The following is a 17,811-nucleotide window of genomic DNA, read 5'->3' as shown; positions in this document are numbered from 1 at the left end:
CCGGACGACATCCAAAGGGTGGAATGCGCTTGGCGCATTCCACCCGATGATCGCCATTTCTGTTTGCCCCCAGGTTTGCCCCAATGCGCGCTGCATCTGTGGTGACGGAAGCAACGACCGATGACGCTGAAACTTTTCACGCTTCTCCTTCAGGCGGCGATTTCGACCGTCGGCATCAGTCTGGTGTCGATCGCGATCGGCTTCGTCATCGCCATCCTGCTTTCCGCGGCGCGCCTGTCCGGAAAGGCGATCTATGTTGCGCCGACGCAGCTGTTCATCAGCTTCTTCCGCGGCGTACCGCTGCTGGTGCAGCTGCTTCTGATCTATACGCTGCTACCGGTCATCGGCATCAATGTCCCGAGCGTCGTTGCCGCGATCATCGGCCTGTCGCTTTGCACGGCCGCCTATCAGGCGGAAAACATGCGCGGCGGTTTTGAAAGCGTACCGAAAGGCCTGATCGAAGCGGCCGAAGTGACGGGCCTCAACCCGACCCAGACATTCTTTCGCATCCGTGTTCCGATCGCGCTGAGACTGACTTTGCCGGCGCTGGTCAACGAAGCGATCATGATCCTCAAATCCTCGTCGCTGGTTTCGGTCGTCGGCATTATCGAGATTACCAAGATGGCGCAGGATCTCGCATCCAGCACCTATCTGCCGATCCCGATCTTCTTGTCCGCCGGGCTGATCTATCTCGTCATCAACTGGGTTATCGCAATGCTCGGCCGCTATGCCGAAAAGTCGCTGGCGGGGACATCGGCATGATGTTCGATCCCCAGGTCATCATCGAAAAACTGCCCGAGATCGGCAGCGGCCTTTTCGTCACCATCATTCTCTGGGCAGCCGGCATGATCGGCGGTGTGGCGCTTGGCTTCGTCGTGGCCACCCTGCGCCGCTTCTGCGGGCCGGCGGTTAACCTGCCGCTCGGCTTCGTGGTCGAGGTGCTGCGCGGCACGCCCTTCCTGATCCAGATCTTTCTCCTCTATTACGGCGGCCCGTTCGTCGGCCTGATGCTCGATCCCACACCCTGCGGCCTGATCGGCCTCACCGTCTACAGCGCCGCCTATTACAGCGAGATTTTTCGCGCCGGTTTCGCCGCCGTGCCGCCCGGCCATGTCGAGGCGGCCGAATGCCTCGGCCTGACGCGCATGCAGATCATCCGCCGCATCCAGATCCCGGAAATGGCGCTGATCGTGCTGCCGCCGGCCGTCAACCTGTCGGTCATCCTCCTGAAGGAATCGGCCGTCCTTTCGATCATCACCGTTCCCGAACTTACCGCCACCGTCAGCGCCATCGGTTCCCAGCAATATGCCTTCCTGGAAGCGATCTTCCTGCTGGCGGTGATATACTGGGTTCTTGTGGAGGCAACTGACCGGCTTGGCCGTCTCGCCGAACACCGCCTTGCCCGATTGAGGTTTTCAAAAGCATGAGTCTTCCCGCCATCGCCGTCAAAGATCTGGTCAAGCGGTTCGGTGAAACAACCGTGCTGCAGGATATCAATCTTGAATTCCCGCAAGGGAAAGTTTCCTGCCTGATCGGCCCCTCCGGCTCGGGTAAGAGCACGCTGCTGCGCTGCCTCGCCTTCCTGGAGGAAGCGACCAGCGGCATGATCACCATCAATGGCGAAGCACTCGGCTTCTTCCAGACACCGGACGGCAAGCGCGAACGCCTGCCGGCAGCCCAGATCCGCACTGTCCGCGCCCAGACCGGCATGGTTTTCCAGCAGTTCAATCTGTGGCCGCACATGACGGCGCTCGGCAATGTCAGCGAGGCTCTGAAGACAGTGCATAAGGTTCCGAAGGCGGAAGCCGAAGAAAGGGCCATGGCCCAGCTGCGCAAGGTCGGACTCGAAAACCGCGCCAACCATTATCCGTCGCAGCTTTCCGGCGGCCAGCAGCAGCGTGTGGCGATCGCCCGTGCCTTGGCGCTTGAGCCGAAAATCATGCTGTTCGATGAGCCGACCTCGGCGCTCGATCCGGAACTGACCGGCGAAGTGCTGAACGTCATGCGCGATCTGGCAGCCGAAGGCATGACCATGGTCGTCGTCACCCACGAGATCGGTTTTGCCGCAACGGTCGGCCAGCAGATCAGCTTCCTCGATCACGGCCGCCTGCTTTTCTCCGGTCCGCCGACCGAGATTTTTGCAAAACCTCGACACCCGCGTCTCGACCAGTTCCTCGATACCTATCTCGATCGCGGCGCGAGCATGCTTGTCTGACATGGAAACGAGGGAGGCCATGGCGACGGAGGAGAGCCAGGATATCGTCCCGACGCTTTCGCTGCATCAGCGCATTCTCGGCGATATCGAACAGAACATTCTGACCGGGCGCTGGCCGCCCGGCCACAAAGTGCCGTCCGAACAGCAGCTGGCGGAAGATTACGCCTGCTCGCGCATGACGGTGAACAAGGTTTTGACCCAACTCGCTCAGGCCGGCCTCGTGCAGCGCCGCCGCCGCGTTGGCAGCGTCGTCCTGCCCCAGAGAGCGCAGAGTGCCATCCTCGAAATCTACGACATTCGCGAAGAGGTAAAGGCGCTGCGCCGCGGCTATCGCTACGAGATCCTGAGCCGCAGCCTGCGCGAAGCCGACAAGGCCGAGAGACGCCTGATGGATATCGACGCCCGCCAGAAGATCGCCGACATCACCTGCCTGCATTTCGCCGGTGGCAAACCGTTCTGCCTCGAACAGCGCCTCATCAATCTTTCGACCGTGCCCGAAGCTGCCGAGGAAGAGTTCAAGACGCTCTCCCCCGGCCCCTGGCTGCTCGACCATGTCCCCTGGAGCGCCGCCGAACACACGATTGCCGCCCGCGGCGCCGATGATCTGGCAGCCCGCCATCTCGGTCTTGTCCCCGGCGCGCCGGTCATGGTCGTCGAGCGCCAGACCTGGCGGCTAGAAAAATCGGTGACGCGTGTCCGCCTGACCTATCCCGGCGAAAGCCACATCCTGACGGCGCGCTTTACGCCAGCCCAAGCTCAATAGCCGTAATAACAAGCATAGGAGAGATAAAGTCCGATGGCCCGCAGCGACAAACTGAAACTCGGCACATTCGTTTATACCTTCGGCTTCAACCCGGCGAGCTGGCTGCATCCGGCAGCGGATGTGAACGGCGCCAACAAGATCGATCATCTCCTGAATGTCGCCCGCATTTCCGAACAGGCGAAACTCGACTTCATGTTCGTGGCCGATTCACCGGCCGCAGCCGTCGGCGATGCCGAAGCCCTGTCGCGCTCGCCGACCAAGATGAATCGCTTCGAGCCGCTGACGCTGATCACCGCACTCGCGACCCTCACCGAAAAGCTCGGTTTCGTCGCCACCGCCTCGACCAGCTATTACGAGCCCTTCAACCTCGCCCGCATCTTCGCCTCGATCGACCATCTGAGCGGTGGCCGCACCTGCTGGAACGTGGTTACCTCTGACCATGACGAGACGGGCTACAATTTCAACCGTGAAGGGCTTGATCCGCATGCCCTGCGCTATGAGCGCGGCGCGGAATTCGTCGATGTCGTCTTCGGCCTCTGGGACAGTTTCGAGCCGGATGCGCTGCTGCTCGACCGGGAAAGCGGCGTCTATTACGACAAGAACAAGCTGCATGTCCTCAACCACAAGGGCAAACACTTTCAGGTGCGCGGGCCGCTGAATATCGCAGCCTCGCCGCAGGGCCGGCCGGTGATCGCCCAGGCCGGCGGATCGGAAGCCGGGATGGAGCTTGCCGCCCGCACCGCCGAAATCGTCTTCAGCCTTGCCTCCAGCATCGAGCGCAACGGTGCCTTCTACCGCAACGTCAAGGACCGCATGCCGAAATACAGCCGCAGCCCCGACGACCTGAAGATGATGCCGGGCATCGTCGTCAATGTCGGGGAAACGAAGGCGGAAGCCCAGGCCAAGGTCGATTTCCTGATCGACAACCTGCATCCCGATGTCGGCCGCTGGATGCTCGGCGAATTCCTGGAAACGGATCTTTCCGGCGCCGAACTGGACAAGCCTTTTCCGATGGAACGCCTGCCGGCCGAACCGAAGGGATCGAAGGCGCTGTTCGAGGAACTGACCGATTTCATCAAGCAGGGCCACACACTCGGCCACCTGATCCGCCATTACGCGGAAAAGAGCACCGGCAATGGCATGACCGGCACGCCGACCGAAATCGCCGATTTCATGGAAGAATGGTTCGAAGCCCGCGCTGCCGACGGCTTTATCCTGATGTTCCCGACCCTGCCGTCAAGCCTCACCGATTTTACACAGCTCGTCGTGCCGGAACTGCGCCGCCGCGGCCTGTTCCGTGAGGAATACGAGGGCAGCACCCTGCGCAAAAACCTCGGCCTTTCCATGCCGGCGAACCGTTATGCGGCGGCCCGCCAGCAGGATGGCAAATAAGCGAAATCAGTAGCGCCGCGTCGGCCGGTCCAGAACCTTGCGGCCCATCAGGCTTGCCGCAAGGTCGACCAGCAGCGTCGCCGTGCGACCGCGCTCGTCAAGGAACGGGTTGAGCTCGACGAGATCGAGGCTGGTGACGAGACCGCTGTCATGCAGCATTTCCATGACGAGATGCGCCTCACGGAATGTCGCACCGCCCGGCACCGTCGTGCCGACGGCCGGCGCCACGGCCGGCTCGAGAAAATCGACATCGAGGCTGACATGCAGGAGGCCACCGGCCGCCTCGACCGTCTCTATGAAGGGGCGCAGCACTGCGCCGACGCCGTTTTCGTCGATGGCGCGCATGTCGTTGACGATGATCTCGCTCTCCTTCAGCGCCGCCCGCTCCTGCGGATCGACGCTGCGGATACCGATCATGCAGACATTGGCCGGATCGACGGCATGGGTGAGCTCGGGGAAATAGCCCTTGAAACCGGGCCGGCCGGTGAAATAGGCGACCGGGACGCCGTGCAGATTGCCGCTATCGGTCGTTTCCAGCGTGTGGAAATCCGTATGGGCATCGAGCCACAGAACAAAGAGCGGCTTCTGCTTTTCCGCAGCCTTGCGGGCAAGGCCGGCGACGATGCCGGCCGACATGGCATGGTCGCCACCGAGAAAGATCGGCATGCCTTCCGCACTTTCGCGATAGGCCGTTGCGGTCAGAAGCTCCGTCCAGGCGACGATTTCCGGCAGGCGGCGCACTGCGGCATTCGGATGCGTGATGTCAGAGACGGGCGGCAGAACGACATTGCCGAGATCGCTGACCTGATGTCCAAGCTCCGTCAGCGCCGATTGCAGGCCAGCAACGCGCAAGGCGCTCGGACCCATTTCGCAGCCGAGCTGCGATGCGCCATCCTGGAGGGGAACACCGATGAGTTTGCAAAACATGCCGGACGCCTTCGCGTTGATCTGAGAACAAGGGGGCGGCTTCGCTTGAGGAAGCCGCCTTGGCCGGACTGCTATCACATCGACCGGATGATGCGAAAGCCGAAGCTTATTTCGCCCGCATCGGCTGCAATGCGGCGGCCCATTTCTGCAATTCGCTCAAGACCGACTTCAGTCCTTCGACCGACTGTTCGGCCGGCGCAAACACCTGATCGTCATTGATCGACTTGGCATAAAACACGAGCGGCACGGATTGCGGGATCGCCATCATGTTGAGATTGCCGATCAGCTGGCGCAGCTCCTGGCTCGACCGCAGGCCACCCGAAATGCCGCCATAGCTGACGACGGCCGCGACCTTGTGCTCCCATTCTGCCGAAAGGCACTGCAGGGCATTCACCAGCGAGGCCGGCGGGAAATAATCGTATTCGGGTGTAACGAAGACATAGGCGTCGGCGTCAGCGACGCTCTCGCTCCACTTCTTCGTATGTTCGTGCTGATATTGCCTTGCGCGCGGATGCGCCGCTTCGTCCAGCAGCGGCAGGCGGAAATCGGCGAGATCGACCAGCTCCACCTCGAACGCACCCTGCTCCTTCGCCACCTCGTCGACCCATTTGCCGATCGTCGGGCCGGCGCGGCCGGGCCTGGTGCTGCCGATGATGATATTGAGCTTCAGCGACATAAACATCTCCTGTTGCAAGGCTGTCTTTGGTTGCAGCGGCAGTCTTCACACGAAAAGCCGGCGATGAAAAGCAACCGTTCCGATGTGTTTCGCGACACGGCGATCCTGTAGGACGATATCGGCGTGATTGCATTTTCAAGGCGCGCACGCATATATATGACGAAACCAGAAATATCGGAGACATGCCGTGCGGCGCGAAATATCAGACGAAACTGTCGCCGAAAGCGGCTATCGACAGATTCGTGCCGATATCCTGTTCGGTCGCCTCCTGCCGGGTCAGAAGCTGAAACTGGAAAACCTCAAAGGCGCCTATGACACCAGCGTCAGCACGCTGCGGGAAATCCTCAACCGCCTGACTTCGGAAGGCCTTGTGGTCGCCGAAGGCCAGAAGGGTTTCGTGGTGACGCCGATCTCGGTCACCGACCTGAAAGAGATCGCCGCCCTGCGCCTGCTTCTCGAAGAACACGCGCTCGAACAATCCTTCGAGCAGGGCGATGTCGAATGGGAAGCAAAGCTGGTTTCCGCCCATTACAAGCTGGCCCGCATGGAAGAGGCGATGGCTTCCGGCGATACCAGCCATGCGGAAGACTGGAAACGCTATGACTGGGAATTCCATCAGGCCCTGATCGCCGCCTGCGGATCGCGCCTTCTGATGGAAACCCATTCGTCGGTCTTCGACAAATACCTGCGTTACCAGATGGTAGCGCTTTCCTATCGCGGCGGCGTCGCCGAACAGGAACACAAGCAGCTGCTGGAAGCCGCACTCCAGCGCGACAGCGCCACCGCCAAAAAGATTCTGCAGCGCCATATTCAGGGAGGCGTCGAACATGCGCTTGGCAAAGGCCTGCTCTGAACCTGCTTTCCTTCGGAACATCACCTCATCCTCCGTTTTGATGACGGTCGCGAACAACGAGACATTCCATGCTGAAGACTGTCGTTGATACTTCCGAGACCGTCAGTGACGTCGTCTTCCGACAGATCCGCCAGGACATCATTTCCGGAGCGCTCGCCCCCGGCGCCAAGATCAAGCTCGAACAGGCCAAGGAACGCTATTCGATCAGCATCTCCTCGCTGCGCGAAATTCTGAGCCGGCTAACGACGGAAAATCTCGTTCTCGCCGAAGGCCAGCGCGGTTTCGAGGTCAGTCCCGCCTCCCGCAAGGAACTGGAGGAACTGGCGGATCTGCGCAGCGTGCTAGAAACCCATGCGATCAGCCTTTCCTTTGCCGCCGGCAATCTCGAATGGGAGGGGCGCATCGTCTCCGCCCACCACAAGCTCGCGGCCGCCGAGAAAAAGCTGCTTGCCGGCGATGCATCCCGCACCGTCGACTGGGTCCGTTACGATTGGGAATTCCATCAGGCAATCGTTTCCGCCTGCAATTCAGAGACGCTGATGAAGACCCTCTCCTCCGTCTTCGACCGCTTTCTGCGCTATCACATGCTAGCCCGCAGTTTTCGCGGCGTGCCTGTGGTCGATGACCACAAGCTGCTGTTCGAACTGGCACTGAAACGCGATGTCGAAGGCGCATGCGCCGTCATCCGGCGGCATGTGCAGAGCGGCGTCGAGCATGTGCTGAAAAGCGGCAATATCACCTAAAGCGAGATGCCGGCATCCTTGGGCACGCCTTCGGGCCGCATCTGCTTCTTCAGAGCGGCGATGCGGAATATGGCGTTTGCCGCGCCATAACCGCGATAACCACGGCGTTCGACAATCTCGAAGAAAAAGCCCTCGCCATAGGTCCGGCTATAGAGCTGGAAATATTCGCCGTGCTCGTCCCGGTCATAAAGAATGTTTTCCGCCTTCAGCCGTTCGGTCAGGTCTTCACCGAGACCGAAACGGGCTTCAATATCGTCGTAATAATTGGGCGAGATATGCAGCGGTCGAAAACCTTTCGCGCGCAGTGATGCGGCGGTCGAAAAAATGTCATCCGTCGAAAAGGCGAGATGCTGGATGCCGGAGCCGAATTTTTCGGCGATGAAATGACCGGCCAACGTCCGGCGGTTTTCCGCACCATTCATGGTCAGCCGCAGCGCGCCGCTTTCATTTTCCACGACCTGGCTGCGCACGACGCCGCTCGGATCGATGATATCGACCATCGGCGTTTTGCGCGTATCGAAGATCGAGGTGTAGAACAGCAACCAGGTCAGCATCTCGTCATAGGCGACCGTTTGGGCGATGTGATCGATGCGCAGCAGACCGGCATCCGCCGCATCGGTACCGGGATCCGTGGCAACGACTTCAAAATCGATCTCTGAAAACCGCCCAAGCTGGCTCTTGTCGTCGATCAGATAGATCAGCCCGCCGCCGACACCGCGAATGACCGGAAATTCCAGCTCTCCTTCAGCCACCGGCTGACGGAAGGGCTCGGCATCCAGCGCAAGCGCCCGGTTATAGGCATCCTGCGCATCGTCCACGGCAATCGCCAGCGCATAGGCCGAGGTGCCATGAACGGCATAAGCAGCATTGGCAAAACCGGCCGTATCGACATTGACGAGTATGCGAATCTCGCCCTGTTCGAACAGGCTGACCTTCTTGGAGCGATGTTTGGCCGCCTTGCGGAAACCGAGCGCCTGCAGAATTGCGATCAGCTCGTCGGCCTCATCCTCGCTGGTCGCGAATTCGACGAAACCGACACCCTTAACCTTGGCGCGTTCCGGCATGGCGATCCCGATCGGCGTCTCGACCTTCCGCCTGACCTGATCGGCAAGATAGATCAGCGACCGATGGCCATCGGCCGCAATCGCCTGGGTCGAGCCACCGCGAAACTGGTCGTTGAAAATTTCCAGCGAAAAATAGCCGTCATACCCTGTCGAGGCGATCGCTTCCGTAAAAGCCGTCACCGGCAGATCGCCCTCGCCCGGCATGTTTCGAAAATGCCGGCTCCAATAGAGCAGATCCATATCGATCAGCGGCGCGTCGGCTAGCTGGACGATAAAGATCTTGTCCTTGGGAATGGAACGGATCGAGTTGATATCGATCTTGCGCGACAGGGAATGAAAGCTGTCGAGGATCAGCCCGACATTCTGGTGATCGGCGCGCCGGACGATTTCCCAGGCGTCGCGATGGTCGTTGACGAAACGCCCCCAGGCCAGCGCTTCATAGCCCACCTTCAACCCGCGTTTCGCCGCCCTCTCCCCGAGCTCGCGAAAATCCGCGGCCGCCCGGTCTATGCCTCCGAGCGCTGCCGGAGAGACATTGGAGCAGACGAGCACCATGCCGGTGCCCAGCTCCTGCATCACGTCGAACTTTCGCTCCGCCCGGTCGAAAGTCCGGCTCCGCAGCCCCTCCGGCATGCCCTCGAAATCGCGAAACGGTTGAAAGAGGGTGATCGTCAGGCCAAGATCGCGGGCCATCCGGCCGACATCGGACGGGCTTCCGTCAAATGCCAGAAAATCGTTCTCGAAAATCTCGACGCCGTCGAAACCCGCCTTGGCGATCGCTTCCAGCTTGTCGGGCAGTTCGCCGCTCAGCGTTACCGTCGCAATCGAGGTCTTCATGATACCCAACCTTTCCAGCTGTATTGCCGGATACGCGGCGCAAGCAGCCTGGCCCGCAACGACGCATCCTCCTCCTGAAGGCATTATGGCAAATGTCACGAGGATTTCAATTCAATTGGCTAAATTGAAAGTCTCATATGATTTTAAAAAACTCTGTTGATTTATCACGTCCCGTCTGCCTAATATGAGCCATGCAGTCGAGTGAGGACGACTGTCGGTCCACGCGACCACCAAAAGGAGGAGGAAATCATGCTCAAGTCGATGCTGACGCGTCGCAACGCGATGTTGTGTGCTGCCGCTTTCGCGACTATAGCCGGGCTGGCCGGCCCCGCTGCGGCCATTACACCCGATGAAATCAAGGCCAAGGGCAAGCTCGTTGTCGGCATTCAAGGCGACAACCCGCCCTGGGGTTTTGTGACGAGCGCCGGCAAGCAGGACGGGCTCGATGCCGATATCGCCACGCTTTACGCCAAGGAACTGGGCGTACCGGTGGAATTCGTGCCGCTCGAAGTCAACAACCGCATCCCGGCACTGACGACCGGCCGCGTCGATGTTCTTTTCGCCACCATGGCCATGTTGCCGGATCGCGCCAAGGCCGTGCAGTTCAGCAAGCCTTATGTCGCCAACGCGATCGTGCTGATCGGCCCGAAATCGATGTCGATCAAGACCAATGAGGACATGGCCAACCTGACGATTGCCGTCGCCAAGGGTGCCGCACAGGATACCCAGGTCACCAAGAACGCGCCGTCGACTGCCACGATCCGCCGGTATGACGGCGATGCACCGAGCGTCCAGGCCCTCGCTTCCGGCCAGGTTCAGGCGCTGGGCGGCAATATTTTTTACATGGACCGCGTCGAAAAGGCCCGTCCCGGCGAGTTCGAAAACAAGCTCGAATTCCAGAAACTCTACAATGGCGCCTGCACGCGCCTTGGCGAGAAGGAAATCAACGCCTCGATCAACGCCTTCGTCGACAAGATCAAGGCCAATGGCGAGTTGAAGAAGGTCTACGACAAGTGGATGAAGGTGCCGGTCCCGGAATTCCCGGCAAGTCTTGAGAACATCCCCTTCACCGTCAACTGAGCCAGATCTCTCGTTCGAAATGACAAACCGGCGGCCCTTACCCGGCCGCCGGCCGGATCTCTGCGCCCTCCGGAATTTCCAGTCATAGGGCCGGCGCCTTTCCCAAATCTGCGCGTTCAAGGAGCGCGATCATGACAAAGACGATATTTGTGCTGAACGGCCCCAACCTGAACCTGCTCGGACAGCGCGAACCCGCCATCTACGGCAAGACCACGCTTGCCGATATCAAGGCGGCCTGCATCGCAAAGGCTGCGTCGCTCGGCTTCGACGTGGATTTTCGCCAGACGAATTTCGAGGGCGAACTGGTGGAAAGCGTGCATCAGGCGCGCAATGCGGCCTGCGGCATCATCATCAACCCCGCCGGTTACACCTTTACATCGATCGCACTTCTCGATGCGCTCAAGACGTTTGACCCGCCCAAGATCGAGCTGCACATTTCAAACGTGCATGCCCGCGAAGAAATCTACCATAACTCGCTGATCTCGCGGATCGCGACGGCGATCCTGATCGGTTTCGGCGCGCCCGGCTACGAGCTGGCGATCGACGCCATGGCGGGCATGGTTGCGCGGGCAAACGGCCACTAGGCCGGAAACGGAAGACGGGCCAGAGGAGCATCATGAACTATAAACTCGATTTCACCCCCGTCATCGACGGGTTGCCAAACCTGCTTCTCGGCTGTCTCGGCACATTCCTGCTGGCGATCTGCGGCATGCTGCTGGCAACCGTGATCGGCATCGGCGGCGTGGCCTTAAGGGACTCGCATTTCAAGCCTTTCCGCTACCTGGTGATCGGCTTCGTCGAGATCATTCGCAACACACCCTTTCTGGTGCAGATCTTCTTCCTCTATTTCGCCCTGCCGTTTACGGGCCTGAGGCTCGACCCGACCCCGACGGCGATCATCGCGCTCGGTATCAACGGCGGCGCCTATGCAATCGAGATCATCCGCGGCGGCGTGCAATCCATTCCGAAAGGACAAATGGAGGCAGGCCTCGCGCTCGGCCTGCACAAGGCGCAGGTCTTTCGGCTGATCATCCTGAAGCCAGCGCTGCGCGCCATCTACCCGTCGCTGACCAGCCAGTTCGTGCTGCTGACACTGACCAGCAGTGTCGCCTCGGCCATCTCTGCCTACGAGCTGACCTCGGTATCGCAGCGTATCGAGTCGGAAAGCTTCCGCAGCTTCGAGGTCTATTTCACCGTGACGGCTTTCTACCTGATCATCTCCTGGGTGATGATGCGCATCTTCGCGCTCTTCTCTGCCCGTTATTTCACCTATCCGGTCAAGTAGGAGCGAAACGATGGGTCGCGACGAATTTGTCTTCCTCCTCATCGGTCTGAAATGGACCGTGCTTCTCTCCGCCATCGGCTTCGTCTGCGGCTGTATCGGCGGGCTTGCGGTGGCGCTGTCGCGCACCTGCGAAAACCGCATCGTCGAGCGCATCACAGCCGGCTATATCGGGATCTTTCAGGGCACGCCGCTCCTGATGCAGCTCTTCGTCGTTTATTACGGCCTTGCCCTGATCGGCTTCAAGCTCGACGCCTGGATCGCCGTTGCGATCGGCCTCACGCTGCATGCCAGCGCCTATCTCGGCGAGATCTGGCGCGGCTCGATCGAGGCCGTCCCGCGCGGGCAGACGGAGGCCGCCAAGGCACTCAGCCTCAAATACTGGTCGCGGATGAAGGACGTGGTACTGCCGCAGGCGCTGCGCATTTCGCTTCCGGCAACGGTCGGTTTCCTCGTGCAGCTGATCAAGGGAACGTCTCTCGCCTCGATCGTCGGTTTCACCGAACTCACCCGTGCCGGCAACATGATCTCCAACCAGATCTTTCAGCCGCTGACCGTCTTCGGCATCGTCGGCATCCTTTATTTCCTGATGTGCTGCCCGCTGACGATCCTGGGCGCCCGTCTGGAACGCCGCTTCGCCGCCTCAGCCCGCTGACCCCTGAGAAAACCGATGGACATCCAGACCATGACCCAAGTTTCAGCAGCGACGACCGAAACCATGATCACCCTCGATCACGTGGAAAAATGGTACGGCGCCTTCCAGGCTCTGCACGACATCAACATGACGGTGCGCAAGGGCGAAAAGATCGTCCTCTGCGGCCCTTCGGGCAGCGGAAAATCGACGCTGATCCGCTGCATCAACTATCTCGAACCCCATCAGAAGGGCGAGATCCGCGTCGGCGGCGTGCTGCTCGGCCATCAGGCAAAGGCGATCGACGCCATTCGCCGCGAGGTCGGCATGGTGTTCCAGCAGTTCAATCTCTTCCCGCATCTGACCGTGCTGCAGAACTGCATGCTCGCCCCGATGCGTGCGCTGGGTCTCGGCAAGGCGGAGGCAGAAGAACGCGCCCGCTCCCTGCTCGCCCGCGTAAAAATCCTCGAACAGGCGGAAAAATATCCGCTGCAGCTTTCCGGCGGCCAGCAGCAGCGCGTCGCGATCGCGCGTGCGCTTTGCATGCGCCCAAAGGTCATGCTGTTCGACGAACCGACCTCGGCGCTCGACCCGGAAATGGTCAAGGAAGTGCTCGATACGATGATCAGCCTCGCCGATGAGGGCATGACGATGATCTGCGTCACCCATGAAATGGGCTTTGCCCGTCAGGTCGCAGACCGGGTGGTCTTCATGGCCAGCGGTGCGATCGTCGAAGAGGCGCATCCGGCCGAGTTCTTCACCAATCCGAAACACGAACGCACGCGGCAATTCCTCGGCGAAATCCTCCGTCATTAGCGATCGGCGCGAATCTCATGTCGGCAGAAACGCAGGCAAAGGCATCAGGACAATGATTAGCGGCACCACGAAACTGATCGCCCATCTCGGTTTTCCGACCGAGTCCTTCAAGGCGCCGCTGATCTACAATCCCTATTTCGACAAGGCCGGCATAGACGCGGTCGTCATCCCGATGGGATGCAGGCCGGCGGACTACGCGGCCTTCGTCAAACTCGTCTTCCGCCTCTCCAATATCCATGGCGCGCTCGTCACCATGCCTCATAAGGTCGCCACCATGGACCTGCTCGACGAGACGTCGAACCGGGCGCGGGTCGCCGGATCCGCGAATGCGATCAGGCTGGGGCCGGATGGCCGTCTCGTTGGCGACATGTTCGATGGCGAAGGCTTTGCCCGCGGCCTTGCCCGCAAGGGGCAGGCGATCGCGGGATCCAGCATCCTGATCGTCGGCTCTGGCGGTGTCGGATCCGCAATCGCCGCCTCGCTCGCCGATGCAGGTGCGCGAAAAATCGCACTCTATGACGGCAACGAGGCCTCGAGCGCCGGCCTGCGCGACCGCCTCAATCTTTATTACCCGGCAACCGAAGTGACGGTCGGTCCGCCCGACCCGGCCGGTTTCGACATCGTCGTCAACGCCACGCCGCTCGGCATGCGGCCGGGCGACCCGCTGCCGGTCGATGTTTCACGCCTTTCGCCCTCGACCTTTGTCGGCGAGGTCGTCATGAGCGTTGCGATCACCCCATTCCTCGCCGCCGCCCGCGACCGCGGCTGCGCCTATCAGGTCGGCACCGACATGCTGTTCGAACAGATCCCGGCCTATCTGGAATTCTTCGACTTTCCGACGACAAGCGCCGACGAGCTGAGGGCGATCTCGCGGCTTTGACATTGTTGGCGCCGCGTATTGATCGAGCAACCGAAACGATTGACCACAATTTCCGCGGCACCGTTATTCAAAGGTGATCCAAGGCACGCCTTGAACAAGCCGCCCGCCATGTTCGCATGCATCTCCGAACCGGGCGATCTTCCTGCCGCCGATATTGGCGACCGATGATCCGCCGGTAATGCCGGCTTTCGTTGGTACACCCGTGCAGGTGCATTTGTCGGCGACGGTCGCAATCGGCACGCCTTCGACGCAGACGAAAGATTGCTGCGTGGATGAAACTCGGCCGCCGACATGAGGTTTGGGCCCCGGATCAACCATGGGACAAACATGCATGTGGCCTTTGAGAGTAACGGGCATTCCAGGCATGGCTTAAACCTATTCTCCGATATGGCGGACAGCGGGAACATTAGGTTTGGTCGTATCGTAGAGCGTGAAGGCACCGGCCTGCGCAGCAATTGTCATGGCAACGAGCGCATCGGCAGGCCTCAGATTTTCGACGGTTATCGCCCCACCGAGCGCCGGATGCAGTTTCGGCGCATAGATCTGTCCGAATTCGAGCTCACCGTGCATCTTCAGGGCGCGCTTGAACATAGGCTTTCCGTCTTGATCGGGAGGATCGTAAGATGGACTATCAACATTCGCCATGACGACACCGAGATTAATATCTTCATCGACGTTTGGTTTTGGCTTGAATAAGTCGCTGCAGGTCACCCGCTGATACAAGGTGTCAATCTGAACGGCGCCGTAAGACTGGTTCCAAGCCAATATTTTCCCGAATGCGGAAAACCCTATAGCATGGGTTTTTTCAGGGAGGATTTGCTTGTCTCCTTCGAAAATGATGTTGATGACTGATTTGAATTGCGTTGGCTCGGCCAGTTGAAAGTAAGCCTGCAGCCATTTCCCCAGTCCATAGTTTTCTTCGAAAGCAAGAAATGTCGAAGGCAACTTGTTTTTGTAAATGAGCAAGCTGTTTTCCGACAAGCGTGTTCCTCGGACAGGCTCGCCAAACTTTTTCAGGCATCGGACATAGTCAATAGACAGGTCTGACATATCGAGCTCCAACCAAGTTAAGGTACAGCACTTGCCCCTTTGCCTTTTGCAGCAAAATTTACGCGGCATTTATGCGCAAGAAGCATTTAGTGCATGGCTTAAACCTATTCTCCGATATGGCGGACAGCAGGAACATTAGGTTTAGTCGTATCGAAAAGCGTGAAGGGGCCAGCCTGCGCAGCAATTGTCATGGCAACGAGCGCATCGGCAGGCCTCAGATTTTCGACGGTTATCGCACCACCGAGCGCCGGATGCAGTTTCGGCGCATAGATCTGTCCGACTTCAAGTTCGCCGTGCATTTTCAATGCACGTTTGAACATCGGTTTTCCGTTTTGATCGGGCAGGTCGTATGCCTCATCCGAAACACCGCCAATGGCACCACCCAGGCGAATATCTTCGCTGATATGAGGCTTTGGTTTGAAAAGATCGGAACAACTGACCCGATTATACAAGAAATTTATCTCGACAACTCTATGCGTCTCATTCCACGCAAGGATCTCTCCAAAAGCGGAAAAGCCGATGGCGTAGGTCTTTTCTTTAGAAAATTCAGCGTCCCCATCGAAAACCAAGTTCAATAAAGACTGATACTTGTCGGGACTGCATAACTGAAAGTATCCATTCAGCCATTTTCCCGTGCCATATGCCCGCAAAAATACCAGAAATGTCTCCGGGATACGGTTCTGGTAGCTGTCAATACGTTCGTCCGACAGGCGTTCTCCACCCAGTGGCTCACCGTATTTTTCCAAGCATCGCCGATAATTGATAAAGAGTTCCGTCATATTCACTCCATAGGCTAACGAATTGGCAAAAGCCGGTTTTTAGGACGTTGGAATATCACCTGCGCCTTTACCCTTGCCGGCACCCGTTTTGCCACCGTTTCCATCCGCGCCTGATGAGCCTGAACCACTCTTTGGCGGGCACTCTTCAAGTTTGGCGTTCATCTTCTTTCCCTGTTCTTTCGCTTTTTGGGCATGCGCTTTCAATTGAGCGGCCCTCCGGCCTTTCCACTGAGCGCCGAGAGAACTATTGATTGTCTTATTCCCCAATCCCGAAATAGAGCCGTCTCCTCCAGCGACGAGGTCCAGCGTATGCGTTGCCGCCAGCTTGCTCAATTCTTTTGCAACTTCTTGAGCGGCCAGCTCTTCGAAATTATCTTTCCCTTGGCTTTGATACTCGTCAGACAGCTCGCGTTCACGTGCTCTCCGGTAACTTTCTCTCGCCAAACGACGATCTGCTGCATCGTTCTCGGGTCGCCCATTTTTCGCGTAATTGTCCATATTTCGGATCAAATCGTCGGGATCCATCCGATTGATTTCGTCCTGCTGCTCCTTGAGCTGGCGGCGAAACTCTTCTTTCGTCTTATCGTCGGCACCTTCAGGCGGATTGAAGCAATCGATCTCTCCGCAATCGACGCAGGGCTTGGCTTGCTCCCCTTCCTTTGTCTTCTTCTCCGCATCGGCATTGGCGCTTTCCATATAGGATGCGATGGCAGATGCGGTTGCGCGACCTGCGACGGCGCCGACACGTCCGCCGATCCAGCCGCCGATAACCGTCCCTTCCGGCCCCACCAAAGTACCGATCGCGCCGCCGACGATACGGCCGAGCCATTGTCCCGCGATTGCGCCGCCTGCGCCGGCGACCTCCGTCGTCGTGCTCATACCCGCCCTCCCGATGCATAAGAGCCCGAGCGAAGCGAATCGACCGCGTGCTGGATCAGCGATTTGACCCTGTTATCCGGCGTATCGCCGCCGTCACGCACATAGTTTCGCACCTCGGGCGCGCCCGCGGCTTTTCCGTCGGACATCATCATCACATAGGCCCAGCGCGCACGACCACGCTCCGTTTTGATGCCGAGTTCATCGGCTGATCTTTCGCTGGCGAGCGTTGCCCCCCATACGAACTCGTCATCGACACCGGAGAAATGCGGTGGAACATTCGCCTTGAGAAACCGTGCGATACGCAACCGTGACGAATGCAGCATGGCCGTCTTGAGCCGCTCCATCTGCTCTGGCTCCAGTCGTAACGTGCCACGCTCCGGCCGTGGCAGATTTTCGGAGGTTCTGGCTCGCCGCCAGCCGCCGTAATCCGGCGAATCGAAGCAGACATGGCTCGCCGGTCCAAGGACGCGCGCGAACTGCGCCCTGCTCAGTAAAGGCAGGATCGCACCAAGGACATTCGGATCCCAATGGCGGAAAAGAACGCGCTCGTATTGAACTGCGCGCCCTTGAGACCCGTCATTGTCCGGCAACCGCTCGTCCGGGATCAATATTTCATTGATCGTTCTCAGGTGCCGCCACAGAACCTGCTCTCCTTCGGAACAGGACCAGAAGACTGCACAAGGGCCGTGATTGGCGATCCGGCAAACGGCCTCGATAATCTCCCGGTTCTTGAGATTGACCAGAAAGGGGCCGTCACGACGCAGATCATCATCGCCGCCCTTGAGGAAAAGCGAGCGGCTCTTGATGCCGAGGGTCAGAAGCTCCGATTCGATATCGTCGAAATGGGCTCCGTCAAGCACAGCGAAAAGCGGCGCCGGGAGTTGTTCCAGCGTCTCGGGAGAGATCCGTGCCTCATCGGTCTGCAAGACTTCCTGCATGGCGTC

The 17,811-nt window shown here is 59.3% G+C and carries 21 protein-coding genes; 13 read left to right on the top strand and 8 right to left on the bottom strand.

What is annotated here, in order from left to right:
• Window positions 1-120 precede the first annotated feature (120 nt).
• From FHW37_RS21985 to FHW37_RS21965, 5 genes are read left to right on the top strand one after another with little or no spacing between them, the layout of a single operon-like run.
• Complete coding sequence (locus FHW37_RS21985; RefSeq protein WP_145640283.1) at window positions 121-762, top strand: amino acid ABC transporter permease; 642 nt, start codon at window positions 121-123, stop codon at window positions 760-762.
• Window positions 759-1,427 carry an amino acid ABC transporter permease gene (locus tag FHW37_RS21980; protein ID WP_145640281.1) on the top strand — a complete coding sequence of 223 codons (669 nt, stop codon included), beginning with the start codon at window positions 759-761 and terminating at the stop codon, window positions 1,425-1,427. The genes FHW37_RS21985 and FHW37_RS21980 overlap by 4 nt, the downstream gene beginning before the upstream one ends.
• Complete coding sequence (locus FHW37_RS21975; RefSeq protein WP_145640280.1) at window positions 1,424-2,215, top strand: amino acid ABC transporter ATP-binding protein; 792 nt, start codon at window positions 1,424-1,426, stop codon at window positions 2,213-2,215. Before FHW37_RS21980 ends, FHW37_RS21975 begins: the two co-directional genes overlap by 4 nt.
• 19 nt (window positions 2,216-2,234) lie before the next feature.
• Window positions 2,235-2,978, top strand: coding sequence for a histidine utilization repressor (gene hutC, locus FHW37_RS21970; RefSeq protein WP_145640278.1), 744 nt, complete (start codon window positions 2,235-2,237; stop codon window positions 2,976-2,978).
• Between the two features lie 33 nt (window positions 2,979-3,011).
• Complete coding sequence (locus FHW37_RS21965) at window positions 3,012-4,370, top strand: LLM class flavin-dependent oxidoreductase (protein ID WP_145640277.1); 1,359 nt, start codon at window positions 3,012-3,014, stop codon at window positions 4,368-4,370.
• 6 nt (window positions 4,371-4,376) lie between these two features.
• Here FHW37_RS21965 and rocF read toward each other — a convergent pair whose 3' ends face one another.
• Window positions 4,377-5,297: an arginase gene (gene rocF, locus FHW37_RS21960; RefSeq protein ID WP_145640275.1), complete on the bottom strand. Its 921-nt coding sequence runs from the start codon at window positions 5,295-5,297 to the stop codon at window positions 4,377-4,379.
• A 106-nt stretch (window positions 5,298-5,403) separates the two neighbouring features.
• A complete protein-coding gene (locus tag FHW37_RS21955; RefSeq protein WP_145640274.1) occupies window positions 5,404-5,973 on the bottom strand; it encodes an NADPH-dependent FMN reductase in 570 nt (189 codons plus the stop codon).
• A 187-nt stretch (window positions 5,974-6,160) separates the two neighbouring features.
• On the opposite strand from FHW37_RS21955, the gene FHW37_RS21950 reads away from it, so the two are divergent.
• Together FHW37_RS21950 and FHW37_RS21945 are read left to right on the top strand one after the other, a co-directional pair.
• The gene (locus tag FHW37_RS21950; RefSeq protein WP_145640272.1) at window positions 6,161-6,826 is read left to right on the top strand and encodes a GntR family transcriptional regulator; all 666 of its coding nucleotides are present in this window, start codon (window positions 6,161-6,163) and stop codon (window positions 6,824-6,826) included.
• A gap of 68 nt (window positions 6,827-6,894) precedes the next feature.
• Window positions 6,895-7,569: a GntR family transcriptional regulator gene (locus FHW37_RS21945; protein WP_145640270.1), complete on the top strand. Its 675-nt coding sequence runs from the start codon at window positions 6,895-6,897 to the stop codon at window positions 7,567-7,569.
• Here FHW37_RS21945 and FHW37_RS21940 read toward each other — a convergent pair.
• The gene (locus FHW37_RS21940; protein WP_145640268.1) at window positions 7,566-9,470 is read right to left on the bottom strand and encodes a bifunctional sugar phosphate isomerase/epimerase/4-hydroxyphenylpyruvate dioxygenase family protein; all 1,905 of its coding nucleotides are present in this window, start codon (window positions 9,468-9,470) and stop codon (window positions 7,566-7,568) included. The genes FHW37_RS21945 and FHW37_RS21940 overlap by 4 nt on opposite strands.
• Before the next feature lie 249 nt (window positions 9,471-9,719).
• On the opposite strand from FHW37_RS21940, the gene FHW37_RS21935 reads away from it, so the two are divergent.
• From FHW37_RS21935 to FHW37_RS21910, 6 genes are all read left to right on the top strand, one after another.
• Window positions 9,720-10,550, top strand: a complete 831-nt coding sequence (locus FHW37_RS21935; protein WP_145640266.1) for a transporter substrate-binding domain-containing protein — start codon at window positions 9,720-9,722, stop codon at window positions 10,548-10,550.
• 131 nt (window positions 10,551-10,681) lie between these two features.
• Window positions 10,682-11,134 carry a type II 3-dehydroquinate dehydratase gene (locus FHW37_RS21930; RefSeq protein ID WP_145640264.1) on the top strand — a complete coding sequence of 151 codons (453 nt, stop codon included), beginning with the start codon at window positions 10,682-10,684 and terminating at the stop codon, window positions 11,132-11,134.
• Between the two features lie 32 nt (window positions 11,135-11,166).
• Window positions 11,167-11,835, top strand: a complete 669-nt coding sequence (locus tag FHW37_RS21925) for an amino acid ABC transporter permease (RefSeq protein ID WP_145640262.1) — start codon at window positions 11,167-11,169, stop codon at window positions 11,833-11,835.
• A gap of 10 nt (window positions 11,836-11,845) precedes the next feature.
• On the top strand, window positions 11,846-12,487 hold the full coding sequence (locus FHW37_RS21920) for an amino acid ABC transporter permease (RefSeq protein WP_145640260.1): 642 nt from the start codon (window positions 11,846-11,848) through the stop codon (window positions 12,485-12,487).
• A gap of 30 nt (window positions 12,488-12,517) precedes the next feature.
• A complete protein-coding gene (locus FHW37_RS21915; protein WP_432442886.1) occupies window positions 12,518-13,279 on the top strand; it encodes an amino acid ABC transporter ATP-binding protein in 762 nt (253 codons plus the stop codon).
• 52 nt (window positions 13,280-13,331) lie between these two features.
• Window positions 13,332-14,159 carry a shikimate dehydrogenase family protein gene (locus FHW37_RS21910; RefSeq protein ID WP_145640258.1) on the top strand — a complete coding sequence of 276 codons (828 nt, stop codon included), beginning with the start codon at window positions 13,332-13,334 and terminating at the stop codon, window positions 14,157-14,159.
• 63 nt (window positions 14,160-14,222) lie between these two features.
• Here FHW37_RS21910 and FHW37_RS21905 read toward each other — a convergent pair whose 3' ends face one another.
• The 5 genes from FHW37_RS21905 to FHW37_RS21885 all read right to left on the bottom strand — a co-directional run bounded on the left by FHW37_RS21905 (window position 14,223) and on the right by FHW37_RS21885 (window position 17,805).
• Complete coding sequence (locus FHW37_RS21905; RefSeq protein ID WP_145640256.1) at window positions 14,223-14,525, bottom strand: PAAR domain-containing protein; 303 nt, start codon at window positions 14,523-14,525, stop codon at window positions 14,223-14,225.
• Between the two features lie 9 nt (window positions 14,526-14,534).
• Window positions 14,535-15,209 (bottom strand): GAD-like domain-containing protein, encoded by a 675-nt coding sequence (locus FHW37_RS21900; protein WP_145640253.1) that lies wholly within the window; start codon window positions 15,207-15,209, stop codon window positions 14,535-14,537.
• A gap of 104 nt (window positions 15,210-15,313) precedes the next feature.
• A complete protein-coding gene (locus tag FHW37_RS21895) occupies window positions 15,314-15,988 on the bottom strand; it encodes a GAD-like domain-containing protein (RefSeq protein WP_145640251.1) in 675 nt (224 codons plus the stop codon).
• Window positions 15,989-16,027: 39 nt separating this feature from the next.
• On the bottom strand, window positions 16,028-16,867 hold the full coding sequence (locus FHW37_RS21890; protein WP_145640249.1) for a polymorphic toxin type 15 domain-containing protein: 840 nt from the start codon (window positions 16,865-16,867) through the stop codon (window positions 16,028-16,030).
• The gene (locus tag FHW37_RS21885) at window positions 16,864-17,805 is read right to left on the bottom strand and encodes a DUF4123 domain-containing protein (protein WP_145640247.1); all 942 of its coding nucleotides are present in this window, start codon (window positions 17,803-17,805) and stop codon (window positions 16,864-16,866) included. The genes FHW37_RS21890 and FHW37_RS21885 overlap by 4 nt, the downstream gene beginning before the upstream one ends.
• Window positions 17,806-17,811 lie beyond the last annotated feature (6 nt).

The sequence above is a fragment of the Neorhizobium alkalisoli genome (assembly GCF_007829835.1).
GTDB lineage: Bacteria > Pseudomonadota > Alphaproteobacteria > Rhizobiales > Rhizobiaceae > Neorhizobium.
This window is presented reverse-complemented; position numbering and strand designations above follow the sequence as displayed.

Excerpts from the sequence above, each read along its gene's own strand:
- FHW37_RS21985 (WP_145640283.1), top strand. The coding sequence starts at position 121 with ATGACGCTGAAACTTTTCACGCTTCTCCTTCAGGCGGCGATTTCGACC.
- FHW37_RS21980 (WP_145640281.1), top strand. The coding sequence starts at position 759 with ATGATGTTCGATCCCCAGGTCATCATCGAAAAACTGCCCGAGATCGGC.
- FHW37_RS21975 (WP_145640280.1), top strand. The coding sequence starts at position 1,424 with ATGAGTCTTCCCGCCATCGCCGTCAAAGATCTGGTCAAGCGGTTCGGT.
- hutC (WP_145640278.1), top strand. The coding sequence starts at position 2,235 with ATGGCGACGGAGGAGAGCCAGGATATCGTCCCGACGCTTTCGCTGCAT.
- FHW37_RS21965 (WP_145640277.1), top strand. The coding sequence starts at position 3,012 with ATGGCCCGCAGCGACAAACTGAAACTCGGCACATTCGTTTATACCTTC.
- rocF (WP_145640275.1), bottom strand. The coding sequence starts at position 5,297 with ATGTTTTGCAAACTCATCGGTGTTCCCCTCCAGGATGGCGCATCGCAG.
- FHW37_RS21955 (WP_145640274.1), bottom strand. The coding sequence starts at position 5,973 with ATGTCGCTGAAGCTCAATATCATCATCGGCAGCACCAGGCCCGGCCGC.
- FHW37_RS21945 (WP_145640270.1), top strand. The coding sequence starts at position 6,895 with ATGCTGAAGACTGTCGTTGATACTTCCGAGACCGTCAGTGACGTCGTC.
- FHW37_RS21940 (WP_145640268.1), bottom strand. The coding sequence starts at position 9,470 with ATGAAGACCTCGATTGCGACGGTAACGCTGAGCGGCGAACTGCCCGAC.
- FHW37_RS21935 (WP_145640266.1), top strand. The coding sequence starts at position 9,720 with ATGCTCAAGTCGATGCTGACGCGTCGCAACGCGATGTTGTGTGCTGCC.
- FHW37_RS21930 (WP_145640264.1), top strand. The coding sequence starts at position 10,682 with ATGACAAAGACGATATTTGTGCTGAACGGCCCCAACCTGAACCTGCTC.
- FHW37_RS21925 (WP_145640262.1), top strand. The coding sequence starts at position 11,167 with ATGAACTATAAACTCGATTTCACCCCCGTCATCGACGGGTTGCCAAAC.
- FHW37_RS21920 (WP_145640260.1), top strand. The coding sequence starts at position 11,846 with ATGGGTCGCGACGAATTTGTCTTCCTCCTCATCGGTCTGAAATGGACC.
- FHW37_RS21915 (WP_432442886.1), top strand. The coding sequence starts at position 12,518 with ATGACCCAAGTTTCAGCAGCGACGACCGAAACCATGATCACCCTCGAT.
- FHW37_RS21910 (WP_145640258.1), top strand. The coding sequence starts at position 13,332 with ATGATTAGCGGCACCACGAAACTGATCGCCCATCTCGGTTTTCCGACC.
- FHW37_RS21905 (WP_145640256.1), bottom strand. The coding sequence starts at position 14,525 with ATGCCTGGAATGCCCGTTACTCTCAAAGGCCACATGCATGTTTGTCCC.
- FHW37_RS21900 (WP_145640253.1), bottom strand. The coding sequence starts at position 15,209 with ATGTCAGACCTGTCTATTGACTATGTCCGATGCCTGAAAAAGTTTGGC.
- FHW37_RS21895 (WP_145640251.1), bottom strand. The coding sequence starts at position 15,988 with ATGACGGAACTCTTTATCAATTATCGGCGATGCTTGGAAAAATACGGT.
- FHW37_RS21890 (WP_145640249.1), bottom strand. The coding sequence starts at position 16,867 with ATGAGCACGACGACGGAGGTCGCCGGCGCAGGCGGCGCAATCGCGGGA.
- FHW37_RS21885 (WP_145640247.1), bottom strand. The coding sequence starts at position 17,805 with ATGCAGGAAGTCTTGCAGACCGATGAGGCACGGATCTCTCCCGAGACG.